Source organism: Rhizobium sp. LjRoot98 (assembly GCF_964252935.1).
In the GTDB taxonomy this organism is placed as follows: Bacteria; Pseudomonadota; Alphaproteobacteria; order Rhizobiales; family Rhizobiaceae; genus Pararhizobium.
Genome location: NZ_CAXUPW020000010.1, coordinates 1 through 23083, shown reverse-complemented (window position 1 = coordinate 23083; position 23083 = coordinate 1). Strand labels below are relative to the sequence as shown.

General features: G+C 58.9%; 20 protein-coding genes. 5 read left to right on the top strand and 15 right to left on the bottom strand.

Annotation, left to right across the window (positions count from 1 at the left end):
- The first annotated feature begins 27 nt into the window (after positions 1-27).
- The 3 genes from ACSQ3J_RS24510 to ACSQ3J_RS24500 are packed head-to-tail and all read left to right on the top strand — an operon-like array spanning position 28 to position 4865.
- Positions 28-1977, top strand: a complete 1950-nt coding sequence (locus ACSQ3J_RS24510; protein ID WP_436040545.1) for a PrkA family serine protein kinase — start codon at positions 28-30, stop codon at positions 1975-1977.
- 26 nt (positions 1978-2003) lie between these two features.
- Positions 2004-3317, top strand: a complete 1314-nt coding sequence (locus tag ACSQ3J_RS24505; RefSeq protein ID WP_060503138.1) for a YeaH/YhbH family protein — start codon at positions 2004-2006, stop codon at positions 3315-3317.
- Positions 3318-3329: 12 nt separating this feature from the next.
- Complete coding sequence (locus ACSQ3J_RS24500; protein ID WP_436040544.1) at positions 3330-4865, top strand: SpoVR family protein; 1536 nt, start codon at positions 3330-3332, stop codon at positions 4863-4865.
- A 144-nt stretch (positions 4866-5009) separates the two neighbouring features.
- Here ACSQ3J_RS24500 and ACSQ3J_RS24495 read toward each other — a convergent pair whose 3' ends face one another.
- The 10 genes from ACSQ3J_RS24495 to ACSQ3J_RS24450 all read right to left on the bottom strand — a co-directional run bounded on the left by ACSQ3J_RS24495 (position 5010) and on the right by ACSQ3J_RS24450 (position 15243).
- On the bottom strand, positions 5010-6269 hold the full coding sequence (locus ACSQ3J_RS24495; protein WP_436040543.1) for a Zn-dependent hydrolase: 1260 nt from the start codon (positions 6267-6269) through the stop codon (positions 5010-5012).
- Positions 6266-7108 (bottom strand): BtpA/SgcQ family protein, encoded by an 843-nt coding sequence (locus ACSQ3J_RS24490; RefSeq protein ID WP_060503141.1) that lies wholly within the window; start codon positions 7106-7108, stop codon positions 6266-6268. Before ACSQ3J_RS24490 ends, ACSQ3J_RS24495 begins: the two co-directional genes overlap by 4 nt.
- Complete coding sequence (locus ACSQ3J_RS24485) at positions 7105-8019, bottom strand: ribokinase (RefSeq protein WP_060503142.1); 915 nt, start codon at positions 8017-8019, stop codon at positions 7105-7107. Before ACSQ3J_RS24485 ends, ACSQ3J_RS24490 begins: the two co-directional genes overlap by 4 nt.
- A 3-nt stretch (positions 8020-8022) precedes the next feature.
- A complete protein-coding gene (locus tag ACSQ3J_RS24480) occupies positions 8023-8793 on the bottom strand; it encodes a glutamine amidotransferase (protein WP_060503143.1) in 771 nt (256 codons plus the stop codon).
- Positions 8794-8822: 29 nt separating this feature from the next.
- Positions 8823-9911 (bottom strand): phosphotriesterase family protein, encoded by a 1089-nt coding sequence (locus ACSQ3J_RS24475; protein WP_060503144.1) that lies wholly within the window; start codon positions 9909-9911, stop codon positions 8823-8825.
- Between the two features lies 1 nt (position 9912).
- Positions 9913-10932 carry an ABC transporter permease gene (locus ACSQ3J_RS24470; protein ID WP_436040572.1) on the bottom strand — a complete coding sequence of 340 codons (1020 nt, stop codon included), beginning with the start codon at positions 10930-10932 and terminating at the stop codon, positions 9913-9915.
- Between the two features lie 2 nt (positions 10933-10934).
- Positions 10935-11732, bottom strand: a complete 798-nt coding sequence (locus tag ACSQ3J_RS24465; RefSeq protein WP_060503146.1) for an ATP-binding cassette domain-containing protein — start codon at positions 11730-11732, stop codon at positions 10935-10937.
- Positions 11733-11810: 78 nt separating this feature from the next.
- Positions 11811-12752 (bottom strand): ABC transporter substrate-binding protein, encoded by a 942-nt coding sequence (locus ACSQ3J_RS24460; RefSeq protein WP_060503147.1) that lies wholly within the window; start codon positions 12750-12752, stop codon positions 11811-11813.
- Positions 12753-12879: 127 nt separating this feature from the next.
- Complete coding sequence (locus ACSQ3J_RS24455) at positions 12880-13389, bottom strand: helix-turn-helix domain-containing protein (RefSeq protein WP_436040571.1); 510 nt, start codon at positions 13387-13389, stop codon at positions 12880-12882.
- 504 nt (positions 13390-13893) lie between these two features.
- Positions 13894-15243 carry an MATE family efflux transporter gene (locus ACSQ3J_RS24450; protein WP_060503149.1) on the bottom strand — a complete coding sequence of 450 codons (1350 nt, stop codon included), beginning with the start codon at positions 15241-15243 and terminating at the stop codon, positions 13894-13896.
- Between the two features lie 428 nt (positions 15244-15671).
- Between ACSQ3J_RS24450 and ACSQ3J_RS24445 the strand changes: the two genes are divergently transcribed.
- On the top strand, positions 15672-16073 hold the full coding sequence (locus ACSQ3J_RS24445) for a hypothetical protein (protein ID WP_060503150.1): 402 nt from the start codon (positions 15672-15674) through the stop codon (positions 16071-16073).
- 190 nt (positions 16074-16263) lie between these two features.
- On the opposite strand, the gene ACSQ3J_RS24440 is transcribed toward ACSQ3J_RS24445, so the two are convergent.
- The 5 genes from ACSQ3J_RS24440 to ACSQ3J_RS24420 all read right to left on the bottom strand — a co-directional run bounded on the left by ACSQ3J_RS24440 (position 16264) and on the right by ACSQ3J_RS24420 (position 22057).
- Positions 16264-18174: a bifunctional sugar phosphate isomerase/epimerase/4-hydroxyphenylpyruvate dioxygenase family protein gene (locus tag ACSQ3J_RS24440; RefSeq protein WP_436040542.1), complete on the bottom strand. Its 1911-nt coding sequence runs from the start codon at positions 18172-18174 to the stop codon at positions 16264-16266.
- A complete protein-coding gene (locus ACSQ3J_RS24435; RefSeq protein ID WP_060503152.1) occupies positions 18171-19058 on the bottom strand; it encodes a shikimate dehydrogenase in 888 nt (295 codons plus the stop codon). The genes ACSQ3J_RS24440 and ACSQ3J_RS24435 overlap by 4 nt, the downstream gene beginning before the upstream one ends.
- 66 nt (positions 19059-19124) lie before the next feature.
- On the bottom strand, positions 19125-20138 hold the full coding sequence (locus ACSQ3J_RS24430) for a TRAP transporter substrate-binding protein (RefSeq protein WP_060503153.1): 1014 nt from the start codon (positions 20136-20138) through the stop codon (positions 19125-19127).
- 67 nt (positions 20139-20205) lie between these two features.
- Entirely contained in the window at positions 20206-21486 is a 1281-nt protein-coding gene (locus tag ACSQ3J_RS24425) for a TRAP transporter large permease (protein ID WP_060503154.1), read from the bottom strand.
- A 10-nt stretch (positions 21487-21496) separates the two neighbouring features.
- A complete protein-coding gene (locus ACSQ3J_RS24420; RefSeq protein WP_060503177.1) occupies positions 21497-22057 on the bottom strand; it encodes a TRAP transporter small permease in 561 nt (186 codons plus the stop codon).
- 286 nt (positions 22058-22343) lie between these two features.
- Between ACSQ3J_RS24420 and ACSQ3J_RS24415 the strand changes: the two genes are divergently transcribed.
- Positions 22344-22982 carry a TetR/AcrR family transcriptional regulator gene (locus ACSQ3J_RS24415; RefSeq protein WP_436040541.1) on the top strand — a complete coding sequence of 213 codons (639 nt, stop codon included), beginning with the start codon at positions 22344-22346 and terminating at the stop codon, positions 22980-22982.
- Positions 22983-23083: the final 101 nt, after the last annotated feature.

Genomic DNA, 23083 nt, shown 5'->3' with positions numbered 1-23083 from the left:
TCAACGAACCGGCCGCGGGAGAGCATGATGCAGAACACCCAGTCCGATGTCTTTGATCTCTTTTCGGAGATTTATACCAGCACCGCGCAGGAGGAGATCAGTCTCCAGGAGTATCTGTTCGCGTGCCGCGACGACAAAAGCATGTACGCCACTGCACAGGAGCGCATGGTCGCCGCTATTGGAGAGCCCAACTTCGTCGAAACCAGCGCCGACGAGCGCCTTGGCCGCATTTTCTCCAATCGAACCATCAAGGTCTATCCGGCATTTGCGGATTTCTACGGAATGGAAGACACGATCGAGCGGATCGTCGGTTATTTCCGCTATGCGGCACAGGGCCTGGAAGAGCGCAAGCAGATCCTTTATCTGCTCGGTCCCGTCGGCGGCGGCAAGTCCTCGCTGGCTGAACGCCTGAAGAAACTGATGGAAATGCGGCCGATCTACACATTGATGGTCGGCGGTCAGATCAGCCCGATATTCGAATCGCCTCTCGGCCTCTTCCATCCCGAAAAAATGGCCGATCTTCTTGAAGACAAATACGGCATTGCCAGACGCCGACTGACCGGCATGATCTCGCCTTGGGCCACCAAGCGCCTTGACGAAGTCGGCGGTGACATTTCGAAATTCAGCGTCGTCAAGCTGATGCCGTCGCGCCTGCGCCAGATCGGCATTGCCAAGACAGAACCCGGCGATGAAAACAACCAGGACGTTTCCTCGCTGGTTGGCAAGGTCGATATCCGCCAGCTCGAAAATTTCAGCCAGGCCGATCCCGACGCCTATTCCTACAGCGGCGGCCTGAACCGGACGACACAGGGCCTGCTCGAATTCGTGGAAATGTTCAAGGCGCCGATCAAGGTTCTGCATCCGCTGCTGACCGCAACCCAGGAAGGCAACTATAACGGCACCGAGAATTTCGGCGCCTTTCCCTATCAGGGCATCGTTGTTGCCCATTCGAACGAGTCCGAATGGCTGCAGTTCAAAAACAACCGCAACAACGAAGCCTTCCTCGACCGCATTTTGGTGGTCAAGGTACCCTATTGCCTGCGCGTTACCGAAGAGCGGCAAATCTACGACAAGCTGCTGCGCGAAAGCGAGCTGGCCAAAAACCCCTGCGCGCCCGAGGTTCTGGAAAGCCTCAGCCGCTTCACCGTTTCGACGCGGCTCGCCCCGCATGAAAACTCGCCACTCTACACCAAGATGCGGGTCTATGATGGCGAGAACCTGAAAGACGTCGATCCCAAGGCGAAATCTGTTCAGGAGTATCGCGACGCTGCCGGTGTCGATGAGGGCATGAACGGCGTCAGCACCCGCTTCGCTTTCAAGGTGCTGTCGGAGACTTTCAACTACGACAGCAAGGAGATCGCCGCCGATCCGGTGCATCTGATGTATGTCATCGAACAGGCGATCAAGCGCGAGCAGTTCCCCAAGGAAACCGAGGCTGCCTATCTCGATTTCATCAAGTCGGAACTCGCCACGCGTTATGCCGAGTTCATTGGCCATGAAATCCAGAAGGCATATCTCGAATCCTACAGCGAATACGGCCAGAACCTGTTCGACCGCTATATCGCCTATGCCGACGCCTGGCTTGAAGATCAGGATTTCAAGGATCCTGACACGGGGCAGATTCTCAACCGGACAATCCTCGACAATGAATTGTCGCAGATCGAAAAACCGGCCGGCATCGCCAATCCGAAGGATTTCCGCAACGAAGTTGTCAAGTTCACCCTGCGGGCGCGGGCCAAGAACAATGGCCGCAATCCGTCCTGGATGAGCTACGAAAAGCTGCGTGAAGTGATCGAAAAGCGGATGTTCGGTCAGGTGGAGGACTTGCTGCCGGTGATCAGCTTCGGCTCCAAGAAGGACAGCGCCAGCGAAAAGCAGCATGCCGAATTCGTCCATCGCATGATCGAGCGCGGATATACCGAGCGGCAGGTGCGCAGGCTGGTGGAATGGTACATGCGCGTCAACAAGGCGGGGTGAGACATACCGATGTCTGGGGGTAGCCAATGCCGAATTTCATCGACCGCCGTCTCAACCCGAAGGACAAGAGCCTCGGGAATCGCCAGCGTTTCCTGAAACGCGCCCGCGAGGAGCTGAAACGCTTCATCAAGGATCGCGTCAAGACCGACCGGATCGCCGACGTGGATTCAGGCCACGCCGTCCCCATGCCGGCACGCGGCGCCAGCGAGCCGACCTTCCAACCCGCCCGGGGTAGCGGCGACCGGCAATATGTCCTGCCCGGCAACCGCGATTACATGCCCGGGGATCGTATCGACAAACCACAAGGCGGCGGCGGCTCGGGCTCGGCCGCCGGAAGGGGGCAGGACGAGGACGATTTCCAGTTCCTGCTGTCGCGCGAGGAGGTGCTCGAACTGTTTTTCGAGGACCTTGAACTTCCCGACATGGTCAAGCTCAGCCTGAAGGAGGCCGTCGCCTTCAAACCCCGCCGCGCGGGCTTTGCGACAAGCGGCTCGCCGACCAATATCAATGTCAGCCGCACCATGCGCAACAGCTACGGACGCCGCATCGCCCTGCATCGCCCCAAGCGAAACACGCTGGAAGCATTAGCGCTGGAAATCGAAGAGCTCGCGGCGCAAACGGATCCCGATATCGTCCAGCGTCAGCATCTGGCCGCCTTGCGGGCGCAGCTCGACATGCTCGAACGGCGGCGGCGGCGCATCCCCTATGTCGATCCCGTCGATATCCGTTTCAACCGGTTCGAACGGCAGCCACTGCCCAACGCCAATGCGGTGATGTTCTGCCTGATGGATGTCTCCAGTTCGATGGGCGAGCGGGAAAAGGATCTCGCCAAGCGCTTCTTCGTGCTCCTGCATCTGTTCCTGAAACGCCGCTATGACCGGATCGACATCGTCTTCATCCGCCATACCGACGAAGCGGGAGAAGTCGATGAGGAGACATTCTTCTACAGCACCCAGAGCGGCGGCACTGTGGTCTCCACCGCACTTGAGGAGATGCAGCACATCATTCAGCAGCGTTATCCGGCAAAGGAATGGAACATTTATGCCGCCCAGGCATCCGATGGCGACAATGTTTCCCGCGATTCGGAACGTTGCGCCTCGATCCTCACGTCCGAGCTGATGCGGCTTTGCCAATATTACGCCTATGTCGAAATCATCGATGAGCGCGAGAGCGAAATCTTCGGCTCGACCGACAACGGCACCTCGCTCTGGCGCGCCTATCGCACCGTCGATGGCGAATGGCCGAATTTCCAGATGACGCGGATCGCCCGGCCGTCCGACATCTACCCTGTCTTCCGAAAACTTTTCGCCAGGCAGCCAACCTTGCAATTTCGTAGCTGAACGGAGCCCCGCATGGCAAAGAATGCAGGCGCAAAACTACTGTTTCACAGCTCCGACTGGAATTTCAAGACGTTGTCGCGCACCTATGACGCGATCGAGACGATCGCGATCGATGAGCTCGGGCTCGACGTCTACCCCAACCAGCTTGAGATCATCTCGTCAGAGCAGATGCTTGATGCCTATTCATCCGTCGGCATGCCGCTGATGTACCAACACTGGTCGTTCGGCAAGCGCTTCGTCTATGAGGAAAACGGCTATCGCAAGGGGCACCACGGCCTTGCCTACGAACTGGTGATCAATTCCAATCCCTGCATCACCTATCTGATGGAGGAAAACACCATGGCCATGCAGACCCTGGTGACCGCTCATGCGGCCTTCGGCCACAATCACTTTTTCAAGAACAATTACCTGTTCAAGCAATGGACCGATGCTGGCGCCATCCTCGGCTATATGGAGTTTTCGAAGAAATACATCGCCAAATGCGAGGAAAGGCACGGGACATCCGCCGTCGAGGCCATTCTCGATTCCGCCCATGCGCTGATGGATCAAGGCGTGTTCCGCTATCGCCGCCCACCGCGCCTATCCTCGAAGAAGGAGCAGGAGCGGGCGCGCGAACGGCTGGAATACGAGGAACAGACCTACAGCGATCTGTGGCGCACGTTGCCGCGCGCCACGGAACGCCCGGATCAGGAAGAAGCCGAACTCGACGCTCTTGAGCGGAAGAAGGTTCTCAATCTGCCGGAGGAAAATCTTCTCTATTTCCTGGAGAAGAACAGCCTGATCCTGGAGCCATGGCAACGGGAATTGCTGCGTATCGTCCGAGTCATCGCCCAGTATTTCTATCCGCAGCGCCAGACCAAGGTGATGAATGAGGGATGCGCCACCTTCGTACATTACACCATCATGAACAGGCTGTTCGACCAGGGCAAGCTCAGCGAAGGCTCGCTGCTGGAAATGCTTCACAGCCATTCCAGCGTGGTCTTCCAGCCGCATTTCGACGATCCGCGCTATTCCGGAATGAACCCTTATGCACTTGGATTTGCAATGATGCAGGACATCGAGCGCATCTGCAATCAGCCGACATCCGAGGATCGTGACTGGTTCCCGAGCATTGCCGGCAGCGGCCAGTGGCGGGAGACCCTGCTTGATGCCTGGGCAAACCACCGCGACGAATCCTTCATCCTGCAATATCTGAGCCCGGCGCTGATCCGCAAATTCAGGCTGTTCCAGCTGACCGACGAAGCGGACAACAAATATTGCGAGGTCGCATCCATCCACAACGAACGTGGCTACGCCGAAATCCGCAAAGCACTGGCCAGCAACTACGACGTCGCCGCCAACCAGCAGGACATTCAGGTGGTTGATGTCGACCTGCTCGGCGACCGCCAGCTGCGGCTGCAGCACGGGATAAAGAATAGCGTCCTGCTGGAAGAAACCAGCCGCGACGCCACGCTTCGGCATGTACGGCATTTGTGGGGCTACGGTGTCAGCCTTGCGGGCGTGGACGGACAAACGGGGGCTGTGCGTTATGAATGCTCGACCGCCTAGCTTGCCTTACCGCCGCCCCTGCCCTGTCCCTGCGATCTCTTCTCCTTAACCCCAAAAGTCCAAAAGGCATTTGCGAACTGACCGCAGAGACATAACCGCAGGCAAGGTCGCCCGCTGTTTTCAAATCGAGGAAGATAGCCAGCATTATCGATCGATGACGACCGTACCTGTCACTTCCAGCGTGGATTGAAGCAGCATCTGAGCGCCCGCAATGCAATGTTCCGGCTCGACATACTCCGCCTCATTGTGGCTCAAACCATCTCTGCAAGGCACAAAAATCATGGTGGCCGGGGCAATGCGCGCGATATAAAGCGCATCATGAAAGGCGCCCGAAACCATGTGCTTGGCCGCTAGTCCGAGATGGCGGGCAGCGTGTTCTACGCTGTTGATCAAAGGCTCGGAGAACTGAGCTGGGCTCATATCGAATGTCTTGCGAATATCGACCGTGCAGCCGTTCGCCAAAGCTGAAGCCTGAAAGGCCCTCACAATGCGCGCCTCGATCGCGTCGAGGTTACCGGAACTAGGATGGCGCAGATCGACGCTGAGGCTGACAGAACCTGCAATGGCATTGACGGAGCCGGGATAGGCGGCGATCCTGCCCACAGTGAAGCGGGCGTTTTCATCCTCGGGCATGATGGTCGCATAGAGGCTGTGCAGGGCCGCGTTGGCGGCCACCATGGGATCGCGGCGGAACGACAATTGTGTTGTGCCAGCGTGCGCTGCCTGCCCCGAAATCGTAATCTCGAACCAACGCGTTCCCTGAACACCTGTGACAATCCCGATCGGGATATCTTCCTTTTCCAGGGAAGGCCCCTGTTCGATGTGAAGTTCGAGGTAGCCGGCAATAGGAAATCCAAGCGGCCGCGTTTCCGCTGCAGGCAGGTTCACAAGGGTCGCGGCCAGTGCGTCACGCCACAGCACCCCATCGGTCCCCTTGATGTCGTCCCAATCTCCTGGAATGTGGCCCAATGAAAATGCCATCGAGCCCATGGCGCCCGGAGCAAAACGGCTGCCTTCTTCATTGGTCCAAGCAACGACTTCAATCGGCACGTGCGTTTCTATGCCAGCATCGTCCAGCGCCTCCAAAACTTCAAAGGCAGCAAGCGTTCCGAGTGCGCCGTCATAACGGCCGCCCGTCGGCTGGCTGTCAAGATGGCTGCCGATCAGAAAGGGCGGCAGGTGCTCATTCTTGCCGGCCCGGCGAACAAACAGATTAGCCAACGGGTCCTGAAAGACACGAAACCCCCGTGCCAGGGCAAGGTCCGCCAAAAGCGCACGAGCGGCCTGGTCTTGCGGACCAAGCGCCTGTCGGTTGACGCCGCCTGCGGGCGTGGCGCCGATTGCTGCGAAGTCATCAAGCCTCTTCAGCAGACGCGCACCGTTGATCTCCACCGAAGGTTTCATTTCTTCAGCCCGGCAATGAAGGCAGTAACCCGCGCTTTCTCAACCTTGTTCCACCAGACGCCGTCATATTTCAGCGAGCTTGCGACAATCACGCCATCGACAATATCGAGGATATCGCGGGCATTGTCCGGCGTGACACCACTGCCGACCAGCGTCGGCAGGCCAGCCGCTTCCTTGATCAGCCGGATATAATTGAGATCGGCCGCATGGCCGGTCCGCTGGCCAGTGGCAATCACCGCATCGGCATCGAAGAATACGAGATCCTTGACCTGTTCTTCCACCGGCCGGTCGGCGACGATCGCGTGTGCTCCATGCTTCACATGGGCATCGGCAAAGATCCTTATGCCGTTGGCGCGAAGCTTTGCACGGTAGCGCATGGCGCGGGCCGCTTCGCCTTCGATAAATCCTTCATTGGCGACATAGGCATTAGCCCACTGGTTGACACGCACGAAGCCGGCACCGCTGGCACCGGCGATGGCAAGCGCCGGAATGGCTGCGTTGGCCAGGACGTTGATGCCGATCGGGCGGCCGAGTTCGCGGCGGATACGATCTGATATTACCGACATATAGGCGGCGGTTTCGGGGCCGATATCATCCGGTTTGGAAAAGGGAATGTCGCCGTGGTTTTCGACGATGACACCATCGCAGCCACCTTCGAGGTAGGCGCGGGCATCCTCCAGGCCTTGGCTGTAGATGTCCTCGATGGCTTCACCATTGTAACGCGGGGCACCCGGTAGAGGTGCGAGGTGCACGACGCCGATGACAGCTTTGCTACGGCCGAAGAGGGACGTAATCGCATTGCCGGTGGCAGGACCGACTGGCTTTGAGGACTGTGTCATGGGTGTTCCGTTTCTAATGTTTTGATGAGAGCTGATAGTTCTTTGGCCGTTGGACAGGAGGAAAGCGTTCCAGCCCGTGTTACCGCCAGCGCGGATGATTCAACTGCGATGCGGATGGCACGCAGTGGATCAATTCCCTTTGCCAAGCATCCTGCAAAGATGCCGCACAGCACATCGCCGGCGCCGCTGGTATCGACCGCCGAAACCTTCGGAGCTTCGATATAGACCGCAGCCGCGTTGATGCCGGTCAGAAGAAGGCAGCCTCTGGAGCCCAGGGTGACGATCACCCGGCGCGCGCCGGATTCGATGATTTTAGCGGCAGCACGAGCCGGTTCGCGAGAGCCGGAGATGGCTTGAGCTTCCCCTTCGTTGACAATGACGAAATCCACGTTTGTGAACTCGGGCTGCTCACCCGCCGCCAGCGGGCTGGCATTCAAGATTGTCGTGAGACCTTTGGCCCGTACAGCCTGCAGGCAGGCGCCGGTCACTGCACCCGCAAGATTGCCCTGCACGACCAGCACGTCGCCCGGCGCGATCGTATCGAGCAGTTTGGTCTGCGCGAGAGGATCAAATGCCAGAGCACAGGAGACACCGCTCAGGATGATATTTTCACCGACAGCATCGACGGCAACGGTCGAGCGGTCGGTCGGCAGATCGAATTCCGTCAGGCAGGCGATAGCAATCTCGCCTGCCAGCGTCTCGCGGATCCAGGCGCCATTGGCATCCGTGCCGATTGCGGCCCAGAGCGTGACAGGTGCGCCGGTGCGTGCTGCGGCTACAGCCTGATTGGCGCCCTTGCCGCCGAGGCCGTCGGCATGGCTCACCGCATTTAACGTCTCGCCCGCTTGCGGAAGGCGGTCGAGACGGAAAGTCGTGTCGATGCAGGTATTGCCGACGACATGGACGCGCATGGCTCAGGCTTTCGCCGTTGCCCAGGCAAGCATCTGTTCGAACAACGTCTTGTAACCCGGCCAGGCGATGAAGCTCGACGGCAGCCAATGCGGGCCGACGTCGGAGGTCCAGGCCACGGTGCGGCCCTTGCCGTAGGTGCCGGTTACCAGCAGCGGCTGCGAACCGTACTCCGTCGAGACTGTTGCCAGAACCTCGGCGCCGTCCTTGACCGTCACTTCATTATAACCGAGCAGGACCGGCCAGTCCGTGCCAAGCCCCTTGAGGATCGGATGGCTTTCCTTGCCGGTGACAACAGGCGCAAAGCCTTCCGGAACCTCGATACGGTCATCGACGGAAAGGCAGGAAACGGGAAGTACTTCTTCGACCGGCGTCCGGTGGTAGCGAGCGCCACCGTTGATGCCTTGGAAGCTGTAGTAGCCGCCGAACATCAGAAGGGCGCCACCGTTGCGCACATATTCGCGCAGCAGGCGAAGACGGTTCGGTGTGGTCTTCGAGTGGATCCAGGTGTCGGGATGCAACAGCAGCGTGTTGGCCCCGATATCCGACAGGATGATTGCATCATAGGCGGACAGCGCTTCCAGCGATTGCGGGAAATCACGCTGGGCCTCGTGGGCGGGCATGAACTGAACATCAAACGGGCTGTCCTTCAGCGCGGCGAGCAGCTCGTCGGCGCCCGTGTGATAGGTGACCGTCGGGAACTGGTCGAACCCCTTGATGTGGGTGGCGGTGGAAACCCAGGACTCGCCGGCGAGAAGGACTTTGGACTTGGACATGAAAACTCCTTGGACTTTATTGTCAGCGCTCAGAGAACACTGGAGAAAACGGATTTCGGATTGTCGATCAGCATTCGGTCGATGGCAGCCTGATCAACCCCGTGACGCTTCAGGCGCGGCAGGAAATGCTTCAGGATGAAGCCGTAGCCGAAGCCGCCGTAACGGGTGAGCATGATTTTCAAGAACACGTCCTGCGAGAGCAGAACGCGGTCGCCGTAACCCATATCGATCAGCGAACGGATCGCGCGGGCGTTCTGCTCGTCGGACGGCGACTGGGCGTCCTGATCGGCATAATAGAAGTCCATGCCGATCATATCGTATTCCAGAAAGGCCCCGCGCTCGGCCAGCGCCTTCTGATAGGGCAGATCGTCATGGCTGGGGTTCATGTGGCAGAGAACTGTATGGCGCAGGTCAGCCCCCTCCTCCTCGACGATATCAAGAACCTCATGCGCCAGCCGCTCCCAGCCGGGCAGATGGATGGAGAGCGGCACGCCGGTCAGTCTGGAAGCGCGGGCCGCTGCGCGCAAGGATTTGCGCTCTTCGGAGGTAAAATCCTTGCTGACGCCGATTTCGCCGATGACACCCGCCATAACCTCCGGCTGGCTTACACCGCCACCGACATCATTGACGATGAACTCGGTGACCTCGTCGACATCCATGGCTTTGAACCAGTCCGGATGGCTGAATTCGAGGTAGAAGCCGGTACCCATGACGATCTTGAGACCGGACATTTTCGCGATGCGGGCAAGCTTGGCAGGCTCGCGGCCAATACCGATATTGGTGGTATCGACGACCGTGTGGCCGCCCAATGCCTGAAACCGCTTCAACTCCGACAATGCCAGATCGCTGTCATCAAGCGAAACGTTGTCTCGGTTCATGTAGGGGTTCATCCGCAATTCGCCGATGATCTCCATGCTAACCTTCTGCTCGCCGACGGCTTGAGCCTCCGGATGGCAGGGGCAGCGCCAGGACTTGGCGCCATCGAGCAGGATGTGCTCGTGCATCAGGGTAATGCCCATCCCGGTAACCGGCACCGGCCCGAGAACCGTCATCACCGTTCCCGTTCTGACACCAATCTCCGCCCGCTCTCTGGGCGTTGTCTCAAACAGATGATCCATCTTACTTGCCCCGGACAGCGCCGCGGAAGAGACGGAAGTTGAGCCAGACCGCAATCAGGATGATCGTGCCCGTAACGATCGGCGTCAGGAACGGCGACATATGGGCAAGGATCAAACCATTGGCGATGACCGCAACGGTCAGAGCGCCAAGAACCGTACCGACAACAGTCCCCCGCCCGCCGAAGAGGCTGGTGCCGCCAAGCACCACGGCCGCGATGACTTCAAGCTCGAAACCCTGCCCTGCGTTGGACGATCCCGAACCGAGGCGGGCGGTGACGATGATCCCGGCCAGTGCCGCGGCTGTGCTGGAGAGGATATAGACGAACATCGTGGTAAATCGTGTGTCGATGCCTGCACGGCGCACCGCTTCGGCATTGGCACCAATGCCGGTGACATAGCGGCCAAATGGAGTTTCGTTGAAGACGATATAGGCGATCAGCAGGACCACAAGGGCGATCAGCGCCGGCACGGGAACGCCGAGGAACCAGGACCTGCCGATGACGGTGAAAAAGCTCGCCGGATCGACCGGGATAGAATAGCCGCCGGTAATCAGCAGCGCCAGACCACGGATGACCGAAAGCCCCGCCAGCGTGACGATGAAGGCCGGAATACGCTCATAAGCAATGAAGAAGCCGTGGATGGCGCCAATGATGACCCCAAGCAACAGCATCAGGAGAATGACCAGTGGCCATGCGAGCCCCGCCTGCAATGCCGTTGCCGACAGCGTGGCAACCAGCGCCAGCACCGAGCCGACCGACAAGTCGATGCCGCCGGTGGTGATGACGAAGGTCATGGCGGCAGCGACGATCAAGAGCGGCGCCGACTGGCGGATGATGTTCAGCAAGTTCGGCGCGGTCAGGAAGGCATCGGTGATGACCGAAAAGACAACGCAGACGACGAGAAAGAACAGGGCGATCGACACGACGCTGCCGTTGGCCAGCAGCTTGTCCCAAAGTGTTGCCTTGCGCAGGCGGGACGGTGAGACGTGAGAACCGGCATGCCCGGTTTGGGTTGAAGGCATGCTCATGCGGAAACTCCGGTTTCGTTGCCGTGCCGGGCGGAACGGGCTGAAAATTTGCGCCCGACGATCAGGTTGACGACTTCCTCGATGCTGGTCTCACTGATCAGCCGTTCGGCGACATTGCGGCCTTCGTACATGACCTGGATGCGATCGCAGACCAGGAACAGGTCCTGCAGGCGGTGGGTAATCAGAATGACGCTGACACCGCGGGCGCTAACCGTTCGGATCAACTCCAGCACGGCTTCGACTTCCGCCACGGCAAGCGCTGCCGTCGGCTCGTCCATGATGAGAACCTTGGGTTCGAACGAAGCCGCGCGGCCGATGGCGATTGATTGACGTTGGCCGCCCGACAGGTTTTCGACCTTCAACCGGGTATCGGCAATGACGATGCCGAGACGATCGAGCATCTCGCGGGTAAGCCCGTGCATCTTCTTGTTATCGAGAAACGGTACGCCGAGAATGCGGCGGCGCGGTTCGCGGCCAAGGAACAGATTGCCGGCCACATCCACCGTGTCGCAGAGAGACAGGTCCTGATAGACCATCTCGACATGAGCGGCGCGTGCATCGGCTGGCGATGAAAAGGAAACGGCCTTGCCGTCGATCTCGATGGTGCCGCTGTCTGGAATGACGGCGCCTGAGAGCACCTTGCTCAGCGTCGACTTGCCGGCGCCATTGTCTCCGACCAGTCCAAGGACCTCGCCGGGCTTCAGCGTCAGCGAGACATTGTCCAGCGTCTGAATAGGATTATAACGTTTCGAAATACCGGTCATCCGGACGCGGTAAGGTGTGCCGTCGGTCATGATGGGTTCTCCCGATTGCCTGAACGGGCATGGCCAGCTTCCTCAAACCGGCCATGCGGGATGATGCGGGAAAAACCCTTACTTGAACATGTCCTTGAACTGGGCAACGTTCTCCTTGGTCACGATCGTCACCGGAACATTGATGATCGGCTCGATGGTTTCGCCTTTCTTCAGCTTGACCAGCGCTTCGACGGCAGCCTTGCCTTCGCCGGCAGGGTCCTGCTGAACGACGGCGGTAACCCAGCCTTCTTCGATGCCCTTGACGGCTTGCGCGGTCAGGTCCCAGCCGAAGATCTTGACGTCCTTCTGGCGGCCCTGGCTTTCGACAGCCGAAACGGCACCGATCAACTGCGGCTCGCCGGTTGCGTAGATCGTTGTCATGTCGGGGTTGGCGGTCATCAGGTTCTCGGCAGCACCCAGCGCAATGTCCTGCTGGTTCTGGCCGTCAACGGTGTCGAGGAAGGTAACAGCCTGACCGCTATCGGTCACAGCCTTCTTGAAGCCGTCAAGCCGCTGGTTCTGAATGAAGGAATTGAGCGCACCGATAATACCGGTCTTGGCCGTGCCGGACATCTCCGTCTTTACGTATTCGGAAAAGTACTTGCCAATGTCTTCGCCAGCTTTGGCATTGTCGACGCCGATAAAGGAAATGTTATCGCCTTCCGGGATTTGTGCATCGATGGCGATGACCGGAATGCTGGCAGTCTTGGCCGCTGTAATGGCAGGTTTCACGCCATTGACGTCGATGGCGACGAGAATGATGCCATCGACCTTCTGGGTGATGTAGTTTTCGATCGCGTCGTTCTGTGCGGCAGGCACGTTGTTGGCGTTGAAGATCACCAGCTTGGCACCGGCAGCATCCGCAGCTTTCTGCGCACCGTCATTGATCTGGTTGAAGAACAGGGCCTGCTGATTGATGGTGACGAGCGCAAATGTATCTGCGCTGGCGGAAGCGACACCGACAGCCAACGTCATGACGACGGCGGCAGTGCTGCGGATCAAAAGTTTGGATAGGCGCATTCGGGTTCCCCTTGTTTTCGGAAAGGCCCGTAGCCGGGCTCATCAAGCGCTTGAGCGCCAGGATATAATTCAAGAGACTTGAATTTTTGTCAAGTCTCTTGAATTTAACTTTTCGAGGGGAACTTACTCAGAATGTGGCTGGTGTATTGACCCAGAAGATGCTGGCGCGCTCACGGCCGGTATTGCGATAGTGGTGCGGCAGTTCGGAATTGAAGACGAAGGCATCGCCGGTCGCAAGCATGAAGCTCTTGCCGTCGACAATCAGTTCTATTTCACCGGCAAGCAGATACCCGACCTCTTCTCCGGCATGCTGGATGGGACCGGCGCTTTCACCCTTCTCCTCGATGTGATGGATATTGCACTGAAGCAGATGCCCGGCCGAATAGGGAATGATCCGCTCCAGCGAAATCCCCTCGCCGCGACGCAAAGGGTCAAGCGCGATCAGCGGCCGCGTACCGGCGCGGAAGATGATTCCTTCCTCTCCATCGGACTCCTCGAACATCCAGCCAATATTGGTATCCAGTGCGCCAACCAGACGGTGCAGCATCGGCAGAGACGGCGATGCCTTGCCGTTTTCAATCTTTGACAACAGGCTTTCCGAGCAATTGGCTGCGTCGGAAAGTGCCTTCAGCGTCATACCCCTGGTTTGCCGTGCAAGCCGTAGGCGGATGCCCAGACGGACTGGATTGGCGGTTTGAGCATCGTCATCGATGTGATTTGCCGCCGTCAAATCAAGCCCTTTTTTCATGCGATTTTTGTCTTCTATTGCTAGGAGCGGGAACACTCGGATATTTTCACGAGGGAACCATCTACCGGCTTGCCCGTCGTGACCAAGCTCACGAATACCACTTCCCTTTCATCGCAATCAAGTCACTTGAATATTCAATATGGATGAATCTTCGGCTCGGCTTCAAGGTGGTTCTTCTCTGGAGCAGAGCGCCGTACCGGCAAACATGTCGCGGCGCTCAAGGTGCAAATGCGAATTGAGCTACAGATAGTGGTCAGCGCCGGGGACTGAGCCGCTTGCACAATCGCTTCATGGGATCCGTCCATCCCTTCAAACATCGGCCTTGCCGGCCTGGAAGTCACGGCGATGCGACGGGCAGGAAGCCTTTGAATGGGTGAGGATGCCGCCTGTCGCCTACGCGTTGTCTTCTCGTATCCGCACAAGCCGGAAAAACCGTGCTGGCAGAATGATGGCACTCATGGAAAGACCAGCGGCAAATCCAATCCACACGCCCAGGGGGCCTACGGACGTGTGAAAGGCCAGGAAATAACCCAGGGGCAGGGCCAGCAGCCAATAGGAAACGATGGACACAGCAGACGGCCACTTGGTGTCGTTCAGCCCACGCAGAGCCCCCAGCCCGGTGGACTGCAATCCATCCACCACCTGCATTAGCGCGACCACGATAAACATGCTGGACGCCAGTGCGACAACAGGCGGGTCCTTGCTCAGCAATTCGGCAATGGAGCGGCCCGCAAAGATCAGCGCAACCGTGGTGGCCAGCATCCACAGCGCCACAAAGCCAAAGGTTGCCATGCCGATAGGCCGGAGCCGTTCCGGCTGCCCCGAGCCATCGGCCTGTGCGATGCGGATAGCAACGGCAGTCGCCATTCCGAGCGGCAGCATGTAAAGGGTCGCGCCAATCGAGTTGACGATCTGGTTGGCGGCGAGCGCGCCTGCGCCAAACCAGCCGAGCATGAAGGTTGCCATTGCGACGGCCCCGGCCTCGGCGAGATAACTGATCCCCAGCGGCAACCCCTGTAAGAATTGCTGCCAGACACCTTTGCCCGTGACCACCGCCCGCAAGCGGAAACGGCGCATCGCCAATGCCCGGCGCCAATAGAGATAGGCAGCGGCAAGGGCGATCGTCTCAGCCAGAACACTGGCGATACCCGAGCCGAGAATGCCAAGAGCCGGTATGGGGCCGAGACCGTAAATCAGCAGATAGTTCAGCGGCACATTGATCGCGACGCCGAAGAATGCAAACCCGACCGCCAGCCAAGGCCGGTCCGTGGCGTCAAGCAGGGACTTCAGCACCAGAAAGACCGAAAAGGGCAGCATGAACAGCGCCATCGGCACCCAATAAAGCCACGCCTGCGTCTCCGGCAGGCCCATTACCCGCACAATCGGCATCAGCGCCAACATGATCGTGGCCGCCAGAGCGCCGCATATCAGCGCCGTCATCATGCCATGACGGACAGCCGAGCTGACCATCCGGGCATCTTTCGCCCCAAAGCCGCTGGCCATCGATATGCCGACAACCGAAATCACCCCGTAAAGCATCGCCGTCAGCAGCATATGAACCGCCATGACGAGCGAGACGATGGCCAGAACCTCGGTTCCAAGCGGCGACAGCATGATCGTGTCAGTGATGCCAATCAGCGAGCTTGCCGATAGTCCGAGGACCAGCGGGACAGACAGCTTTATCAGCGAAGGCAACTCGGAGATGATACGGCCAAAATGCAGTTTCTTGTCAGACGGGGCCATGAGCCTCTTCTATCCTCGGTTAGTAGTGCTTCCGCGATCCTCTTCGGCGAACGATATCCGAGCGAATCTGCAACGCATCGCGCGCGGCCACTTCACTATCAGATTTCAGCTGTTTTCACTGCCTCATAAAGAACCCAACCGGCCGCATGTTCCCGTGAGCAACGACCAGCGTAAGCGCCAGCGTTTCTCACCGTTCGCGTCTGCGAATGTCCATGGCAACTACGTCCTCACAGGACATATCCGATCAGGCAAAAGCTGAGACAAGACCGATTTTCGCGCGCTTTTGCGCCTTGGCGAGCAGCAATATACTCCGGCACCAATGTAAGAAACGGAAACACTTTGTGACTAAGTGCTTCCGAAATCAGCTGTTTTTGACTTGCCGCGCGCATGCGCATGAAGGATATTGCTCCCACGTCAAGGAAGCGATCATGATTAGAATGATACAAGACCCGGCTGAACTTTCCGGCGAAGACATTACTGGAAAATATATTCTGCGCAGGCTGAACTACCACTGGTTCGCCTACGGCAAGGCCGCTATCGTGACCGCCTGCAAAGGGACAATCCTGCATCTAGAGCGCGAAGAGACGGTTTATTCCGAGCGCTGGGCGCGCCGCGCCTATAGCGGTAACGGAAAGAGATATCCCGGCGGGGTCTGCCCGATTTCAGCGGTTGCTTGCGTTTGCGACACAGCGGATGAGGTGAATGCCGTAATCCAGCTGGATGTGGAAGCACAGGATGAATTCTACCAGCTGATCGCCAAGGCCGATGCCAGGGTTCACGCATTGGCCTCGTCATCGCAGAACAAATTGTATCTGGCCGCGGCCGAGTAAGGCCGTTGACACAGAGTATCCCGCGACCGGTTTTTGAACCGGTGCGGCATTCGGCCGGACACTCTTCTTTTCGAAGCCCTTTCCCACATCGGGCGAACATCCTGACGGCTCAATCGAGTTTCAGACCGGTCTCTCGTACCCCGCGGGCTACGTCGTCCTTCCTGCCCCTTAGACGGCTTCCTGATCCGGGTCAGTGTTTTTGCCACTCCCTTGCAATGACCGGCATGCCATCGGGCCGGATCTGCTTCTTCAGCGCAGCGATGCGGAAGATCGCGTTGGCAGCACCATAGCCGCGATAGCCGCGCCGTTCGACGATCTCGAAGAAAAAGCCCTCGCCGTAGGTGCCACTGTAGAGCTGGAAGAACTCGCCGTGCTCGTCGCGATCGTAGAGAATGTTTTCCGCCTTTAGCCGCTCGCTCAACTCGGGTTCGAGGCCGAAGCGGGCTTCGACATCGTCGTAATAGTTGGGCGAAATGTGCAGCGGCCGGAAACCATTCCGTTTCAGCGCTGCAGCCGTTGCAAAGATATCATCCGTGTTGAAAGCCAGATGCTGGATGCCCGAACCGAACGTTTCGGCGATGAAGTGGCCGGCAAGCGTGCGCCGGTTTTCCGCCCCGTTGAGCGTGATGCGCAAGCTACCTGCCGCATTCTCGATGACCTGGCTGCGCACGACGCCTGCCGGATCGATGATATCCACCATCGGTGTCTTTTGCGTCTCGAAAATCGAGGTGTAGAACAACAGCCAGGTCAGCATTTCTTCATAGGCGACAGTCTGGGCGATATGATCGATGGCACGCAGATGCGCCGGCTGGCTGTCATCCTCATTCGCGACAGCTACGAAATCGATGTCCCAAATGCGGCCAAGATCAGTCTTTTCATCGAGCAGATAGATCAACCCGCCGCCGACCCCACGAATGGCCGGGACTTCCAATTCTCCAGCGCCAACCGGCTGGCTGAAGGATTCAGCCCCAAGCGCCACCGCCCGGGCCATAGCCTCTTGCGCATCATCCACAATGAGTGCCACTGCATAGGCCGATGGCCCGTGTACCGCATAGGACGCATTGGCAAAGCCTGCACACTCGGTATTGACCAGCAACCGGATATCGCCCTGGCTATAGACCGTCACCTGCTTGGTCCTGTGCCGCGCAGTGTTGCGGAAGCCAAGCGTGCGAAGAAGCGCGATAAGGTCCGTCGCAGCGGTTTCATCGACAGAGAATTCCACGAAGCCGATGGCCTTCACCGGCGCACGCCCCGGCATGTCGGCAACAGTAAGCCCCGAAGCATTTGGATTGCGCCGGACGCGGTCACCAAGCGTAATCAGCGAGCGGTAACCATCGGCCGCAATCGCCTTTGCAGACCCACCACGGAACTGGTCATTGAAGATTTCCAGCGAGAAGTAACCATCATAGCCCGTCTCAGCGATCGCGCTGGTAAAGGCCGTGACCGCCAGATCGCCTTCGCCCGGCATGTTGCGAAAGTGGCGGCTCCAGTAGAGCAGGTCCATGTCAATCAGCGGCGCGTCTGCCAGCTGGACGATGAAGATTTTCTCCTTGGGGATGGAGCGGATCGAATTGATATCGATCTTGCGCGACAAGGTATGGAAGCTGTCGAGGATCAGGCCGATGTTCGGGTGGTCGGCGCGCCGGACGATTTCCCAGGCATCCCGATGGTCGAAGATATGTTTTCCCCAGGCAAGTGCTTCGTAACCAACCTTCAAACCGCGCTTGGCAGCCCGCTCGCCGAGTTCATGAAAGTCCGCCGCGGCCCGGTCGATGCCGCCGAGCGACACCGGCGACACGTTAGAGCAGACCAGTACAAGGTCGGTACCGAGCTGCTGCATGATATCAAACTTGCGCTCGGCACGATCGAAGGTGCGCGTACGATGCGGTTCCGGCATGCCCTCGAAATCGCGGAAGGGCTGAAAAAGCGTGATCTCCAACCCATGATCACGTACCATCCGCCCGACATCCGCCGGGCTGCCATCAAAGGCCAAGAAATCATTCTCGAAGATTTCAACACCGTCAAAGCCTGCCTTTGCAATCGCAGCCAGCTTCTCCGGCAACTCGCCGCTGATCGATACAGTCGCGATGGAGGTCTTCATTGCAGATCCTTGCTCGGCCGGCTGCCGGATGTCAGATTGTCGAAATGCCGCATCATCCGGTAGGCATCCGGCTCGCGGCCCGTGAAGAGGCTGAACGCGCCGACGGCCTGGAAGACGGCCATGCCGCCGCCGTTCAGCACCCGGGATCCCCGAAGCTTTGCCGTCTTCAGCAGCTCGGTTTCCAAAGGAAAATAGACGATCTCGGCCACCCAATGGCGAGCTGAAAGCAATTCCGGCGCAAGCGGCATACCCGGATATTTCGCCATGCCGGTCGGGGTCGCATGGATCAGACCGGATGCCGATTGCATCGCCACCGCGAGGTCACCGGATGCCTCAATCGTAGCTTTGGGAAACAGCACCGACAGGGACTGCGCCAGATGAGTTGCCCTTTCCGGATCCAGATCAAACACGGTCAGGTTCTTCAAGCCTAGCGACAGAATAGCATAGGCGGTGGCAACGCCAGCGCCGCCTGCTCCGATCTGAACTGCCGACTTGAGATCGGCATCGGGCAAGCCGCGCCGAAAACTTTCGGCGAAACCCCACCAGTCGGTGTTGTGGCCGTATCGCCGGCCTCCCTTCAGGACGACGGTGTTCACGGCGCCCAACGCGCGTGCTTCGTCTGAGAGTTCATCGAGATGAGGAATGACCAGCTGCTTGCAGGGATGGGTGATATTGAGACCGCTCAAACCTTGCTGTTCGGCCTGACTTAAAAGTGCGGGCAGACTGTCCGGTGTCAGGCCGCGCTGGGTGAGATCGATCAGTGCGTAATCGTAGGCAAACCCCTGCGCCGCGCCTTCCTGCATATGCATCGCCGGTGTCAGCGAAGCCTGGATGCCCGAACCGATCAAGCCGGCCTTTAAGGGTTTCAGACGTGTTTCGACCATTGCAGCAGGTTCCGTAATTGTCAGAAAAGATGGGCCGGCCCACCTCAAGGCGGGCCGGCGAAGGCATTACTGGCCGCGGGCAGCCGCAAGCTCCTTGAAGAGCAGCGACACAGTGTCGGGGCCGATTTCGCCGCTGAACTTGTCAACCAGCGGCTTGACGGCATCGCGCAGCTTCTGCGTCTCTTCCGGGCTGAGTTCGGAAACTTCCATGCCGGTGGCCTTGATTTCGGCCATGGCTTTGGCGTCCACTTCGCGCGAGACCGTGCGCTGATAGTCGCGGGCTTCGATCGCCGCCGACTGGATGACAGCCTTTTCCTCGTCGTTCAGCTTGTCCCAGAAGACCTTGCTGATCAGCACGATCTGCGGATTATACTGGTGACGCGTCACCGTCATGTACTTCTGCACTTCGAAAAACTTGGCGTTGAGAATGTTGGCCGCCGGGTTTTCCTGGCCGTCCACAGTGCCGGTTTCCAGCGCCGTGTAGAGTTCAGTGTAAGGCAGCGGCACGGCATTGGCGCCGAGGCCATTGAACAGCTCGATCGGGATTGGCGATTGCAATGTGCGGATCTTCAGGCCCTTGATGTCTTCCAGCTTGGTGACCGGATGACGGTTGTTGGTGAGATTGCGGAACCCCAATTCCCAATAGGCAAGGCCAACGAGGCCGGTGTCGGGCAGCTTGTCTGACAGGCTCTTGCCGAATGGCCCGTCCATGATCTTGTCGGCCTCTTCGCCGCTGTTGAACAGGAATGGCAGGTCGACAGCGCCAAATGCCTTGACGTTGCTGGCGAGAATACCGGCGTTGAGCACCAGCATCTCGACGACGCCGCCCTGAAGCGACGAGACCGTCTGCACGTCGCCACCGAGCACACCGCCCGGGAACAGTTTGACGTCGATCTTGCCGCCGCTCTTTTCCTTGACGATCTCGGCAAATTTTTCCATGCCGGTAACCTGCGGATGGCCTTTGTTGTTGGCGCTCGCAAATTTCAGCGTGGTTTCGCGGATTTCAGCCGATGCAGTCCCCGCCAGCAGCATGGCGGGCAGAGCGAGCCCCAATGCCAGTTTCATCATCTTGTTCAACATGCTTTCCTCCCAGATTTTGGCCGGTGGTTCCCGGCCGGTTGAATGGTTTTCAAAGCGCTCCTCCGCCTCAATGCCCGAACCATGCGACCGGCGCGGTCACCAGCTGCGGGAACAGAACGAGGAGGAAAAGTACGATCAGCTCGGCGATCAGGAAGGGCATGACACCCTTCATCAAATCCTCCATCGACAGCTTGGACACGCCGCAGATGACATTGAGCACCGTGCCGACAGGCGGCGTGATCAAGCCGATGGAATTGTTGATGATGAACAGGACACCGAAATAGACCGGGTCGATGCCCGCCTGCTTGATCACTGGCATCAGCACGGGCGTCATGATTAGGATCGTCGGGGTCATGTCCATGGCAGTGCCGACCAGCACGATCAGCACCATGATGGCGATCAGAAGCAGCGTCTGGTTGTCCATCAGCGGCTCCAGCAGCGCGACCAGATCGCCGGGCACATCCGCAACCGTGATCAGCCAGGCGGAGACGGCAGCACAGGCAACCAGGAACATAACGATGGAGGTGATCTTTGCTGCCGCCACGAAGACGTGAAACACACGCGACGGTGGCAGTTCGCGGTAGACGACCATGGCGACGAACAGCGAATAGACGGCGGCAACAACGCCAGCTTCCGTCGGTGTAAAGACGCCGAATTTCAGGCCGAAGACGATAATCACCGGCAGCATCAGCGCCCAGATGGCATCGACGAAGGCTTTCATGCGGACTGCGCCACTCTGCCGGGGCGGCAGCGCGAACTGCTCCTTGCGCGCCACCAGCAGCCAGGTGACGCAGAGCGCCAGCGCAATCAGCAACCCCGGAACGATCCCGGCCAGGAAGAGCTTGGTGATCGATACGCCGCCGATAACCCCGTAGAGAATGAAACCGATCGAGGGCGGGATGATCGGACCGATGACTGAAGCGGACGCCAGGAGACCGCCAGTGCGGGCCGGATCATGGCCGGATTTCAACATCATCGGGTAGAGCAGTGCGCCGAGGGCTGCAGCATCCGCCACCGCGGAACCTGAAAGGCTGGACAGGATGCAGGCAGCAAAAATTGCCACGAAACCCAGCCCGCCGCGCACATGGCCGACCAACGCCATGGCAAGGTTGACGATGCGGCGCGACAGGCCGCCAGTATTCATCACCTCGCCCGCCAGGAGAAAAAAGGGCACGGCCATCAACGGAAAGCTGTCTGCACCATTCATGACGTTCTGCGCGACGATCTGGGCATCGAAAATGCCCATGTACATCATCAGCGCCACGCCGCTGATGATCAAGGCGAATGCGATCGGCACACCGAGCGCCATGGGGCCGAGAAGAGCGCCGAGGAAAATTGTCAGGGTCATGGCGCTCTCCTCAGATCTTCGCGCCGGTGACGGCTTGTGGTGCTGGGTGATCCTCAAGAGGCATCTGCTCTTCGCTGTCACGGACGAGTTCGGCGGTGGTCACATCGATGCGGCCGGTCGCGACACAAAACATGTCCCAGAGGATGATCAGGAAGGTGGGGATTCCGAAGGCGAGGCCCGCGCCGTAAAAAAACCCCATGGACAGGCCGGTTGCCGGCATCGTCGCCGGCAGGTTGATCAGCATTTGGGTCCAGCTGCCGCTGATCATCAGCGCGGTTGCCAAAAGCATCAGCCCTTGCCCTGCCAGAACGGCCAGCTTTGCGCCGGTGAGCGGCAGGCGTTTGATCAGCGAATCGACGCCGAGATGGCCGTGTTCGCGCATGGCGACGACGGCGCCGAGGAATGTCAGCCAGATGAAGAAGACCCGGGAAAGCTCTTCGGACGAGGTGATACCCTGGTTGAAGGCATAGCGCAGCACGACATTACCGAACACCAGAATGACCATGGCGGCGAGCAGAAGGGCGATGATCACCTTCAGCACAAAAAAGTAGAATTCGATAATGCGTGTCATGCCTGTCCTCCCGAGATGGATTCCGCCGATGGCGATGTTTGGCGTGCGCTGCATCAGCAACGGCTGCACATTATCGTAACGGGATATCCGTGCCGGTGCCTCCTCCTCAGGGACATTCGGCGTAATTACAAAATGTACGAACTGGTACGTATGTCAATAGGCATCTATTGAAAGCGGCCTGCAAGCTGACTATGAGTTGATGGGCATACCGGGTAGCCGGATGCAGATTCCCGTGTTGGAGACACGCGGACTGGGCGAACGAGGCGCCGGGAGGGAGCGGCGAAGCATGGCAAGCAAGGCTGAAAACGGCAGGAAAAACGATCCGCAACGCACCCAGGAAAATATCCTCGAGGTGGCGACGGAGGAATTTTCCACACATGGTCTCGCCGGCGGCCGCGTCGACGCCATCGCCGAGCGGACCCGCACGTCCAAGCGCATGATTTATTATTATTTTGGCAGCAAGGAGGGACTCTACCTTGCCGTTCTGGAGCGTTCCTACCGCAAGATCCGCACGCTGGAAGCGGACCTCCAGCTCTCCAATCTGGAGCCGGAGGAAGCCCTGCGGGTGCTGATCTCGACCACCTTCGACCATGATGAAGCGCATCCGGATTTCGTCCGGCTGGTCAGCATCGAAAACATCCACCACGCCGCCCATATGCGGCGCTCGGAGGCAATCCGCGACCTGAATGTCTCTGTCATCGAGACGATCGCCGGCATTCTGGAGCGCGGCGTCAACCAGCGCGTTTTCACCCGCCAGGCCGATCCGATCGACATCCACATGATGATCAGCGCGTTCTGCTTTTTCCGCGTTTCCAACCGCTATACGTTCGGCTCGATCTTCCGGCGCGACCTCTCCGAACCCGGCACGATCGACCGTCACCGGGCGATGATCGCCGATGCCGTCATCGGTTACCTGAAAGGTTGAACCCAGCCTTGCTGATATCTGCGTGTCTCATGGCTGCCGCTTGCCGGGCTTTGGCTTGTGGCGTTATCATTGCCGCTTGTGTTTTGTGGCCATTAACGCAC

Coding starts and splice junctions, on each gene's coding strand:
- ACSQ3J_RS24465 (WP_060503146.1), bottom strand. CDS start 11,732: ATGACCGACGGCACACCTTACCGCGTCCGGATGACCGGTATTTCGAAA.
- ACSQ3J_RS24460 (WP_060503147.1), bottom strand. CDS start 12,752: ATGCGCCTATCCAAACTTTTGATCCGCAGCACTGCCGCCGTCGTCATG.
- ACSQ3J_RS24510 (WP_436040545.1), top strand. CDS start 28: ATGCAGAACACCCAGTCCGATGTCTTTGATCTCTTTTCGGAGATTTAT.
- ACSQ3J_RS24420 (WP_060503177.1), bottom strand. CDS start 22,057: ATGACACGCATTATCGAATTCTACTTTTTTGTGCTGAAGGTGATCATC.
- ACSQ3J_RS24505 (WP_060503138.1), top strand. CDS start 2,004: ATGCCGAATTTCATCGACCGCCGTCTCAACCCGAAGGACAAGAGCCTC.
- ACSQ3J_RS24440 (WP_436040542.1), bottom strand. CDS start 18,174: ATGAAGACCTCCATCGCGACTGTATCGATCAGCGGCGAGTTGCCGGAG.
- ACSQ3J_RS24430 (WP_060503153.1), bottom strand. CDS start 20,138: ATGTTGAACAAGATGATGAAACTGGCATTGGGGCTCGCTCTGCCCGCC.
- ACSQ3J_RS24490 (WP_060503141.1), bottom strand. CDS start 7,108: ATGACACAGTCCTCAAAGCCAGTCGGTCCTGCCACCGGCAATGCGATT.
- ACSQ3J_RS24480 (WP_060503143.1), bottom strand. CDS start 8,793: ATGTCCAAGTCCAAAGTCCTTCTCGCCGGCGAGTCCTGGGTTTCCACC.
- ACSQ3J_RS24455 (WP_436040571.1), bottom strand. CDS start 13,389: ATGACGCTGAAGGCACTTTCCGACGCAGCCAATTGCTCGGAAAGCCTG.
- ACSQ3J_RS24495 (WP_436040543.1), bottom strand. CDS start 6,269: ATGAAACCTTCGGTGGAGATCAACGGTGCGCGTCTGCTGAAGAGGCTT.
- ACSQ3J_RS24445 (WP_060503150.1), top strand. CDS start 15,672: ATGATTAGAATGATACAAGACCCGGCTGAACTTTCCGGCGAAGACATT.
- ACSQ3J_RS24435 (WP_060503152.1), bottom strand. CDS start 19,058: ATGGTCGAAACACGTCTGAAACCCTTAAAGGCCGGCTTGATCGGTTCG.
- ACSQ3J_RS24500 (WP_436040544.1), top strand. CDS start 3,330: ATGGCAAAGAATGCAGGCGCAAAACTACTGTTTCACAGCTCCGACTGG.
- ACSQ3J_RS24425 (WP_060503154.1), bottom strand. CDS start 21,486: ATGACCCTGACAATTTTCCTCGGCGCTCTTCTCGGCCCCATGGCGCTC.
- ACSQ3J_RS24415 (WP_436040541.1), top strand. CDS start 22,344: ATGGCAAGCAAGGCTGAAAACGGCAGGAAAAACGATCCGCAACGCACC.
- ACSQ3J_RS24485 (WP_060503142.1), bottom strand. CDS start 8,019: ATGCGCGTCCATGTCGTCGGCAATACCTGCATCGACACGACTTTCCGT.
- ACSQ3J_RS24470 (WP_436040572.1), bottom strand. CDS start 10,932: ATGCCTTCAACCCAAACCGGGCATGCCGGTTCTCACGTCTCACCGTCC.
- ACSQ3J_RS24450 (WP_060503149.1), bottom strand. CDS start 15,243: ATGGCCCCGTCTGACAAGAAACTGCATTTTGGCCGTATCATCTCCGAG.
- ACSQ3J_RS24475 (WP_060503144.1), bottom strand. CDS start 9,911: ATGGATCATCTGTTTGAGACAACGCCCAGAGAGCGGGCGGAGATTGGT.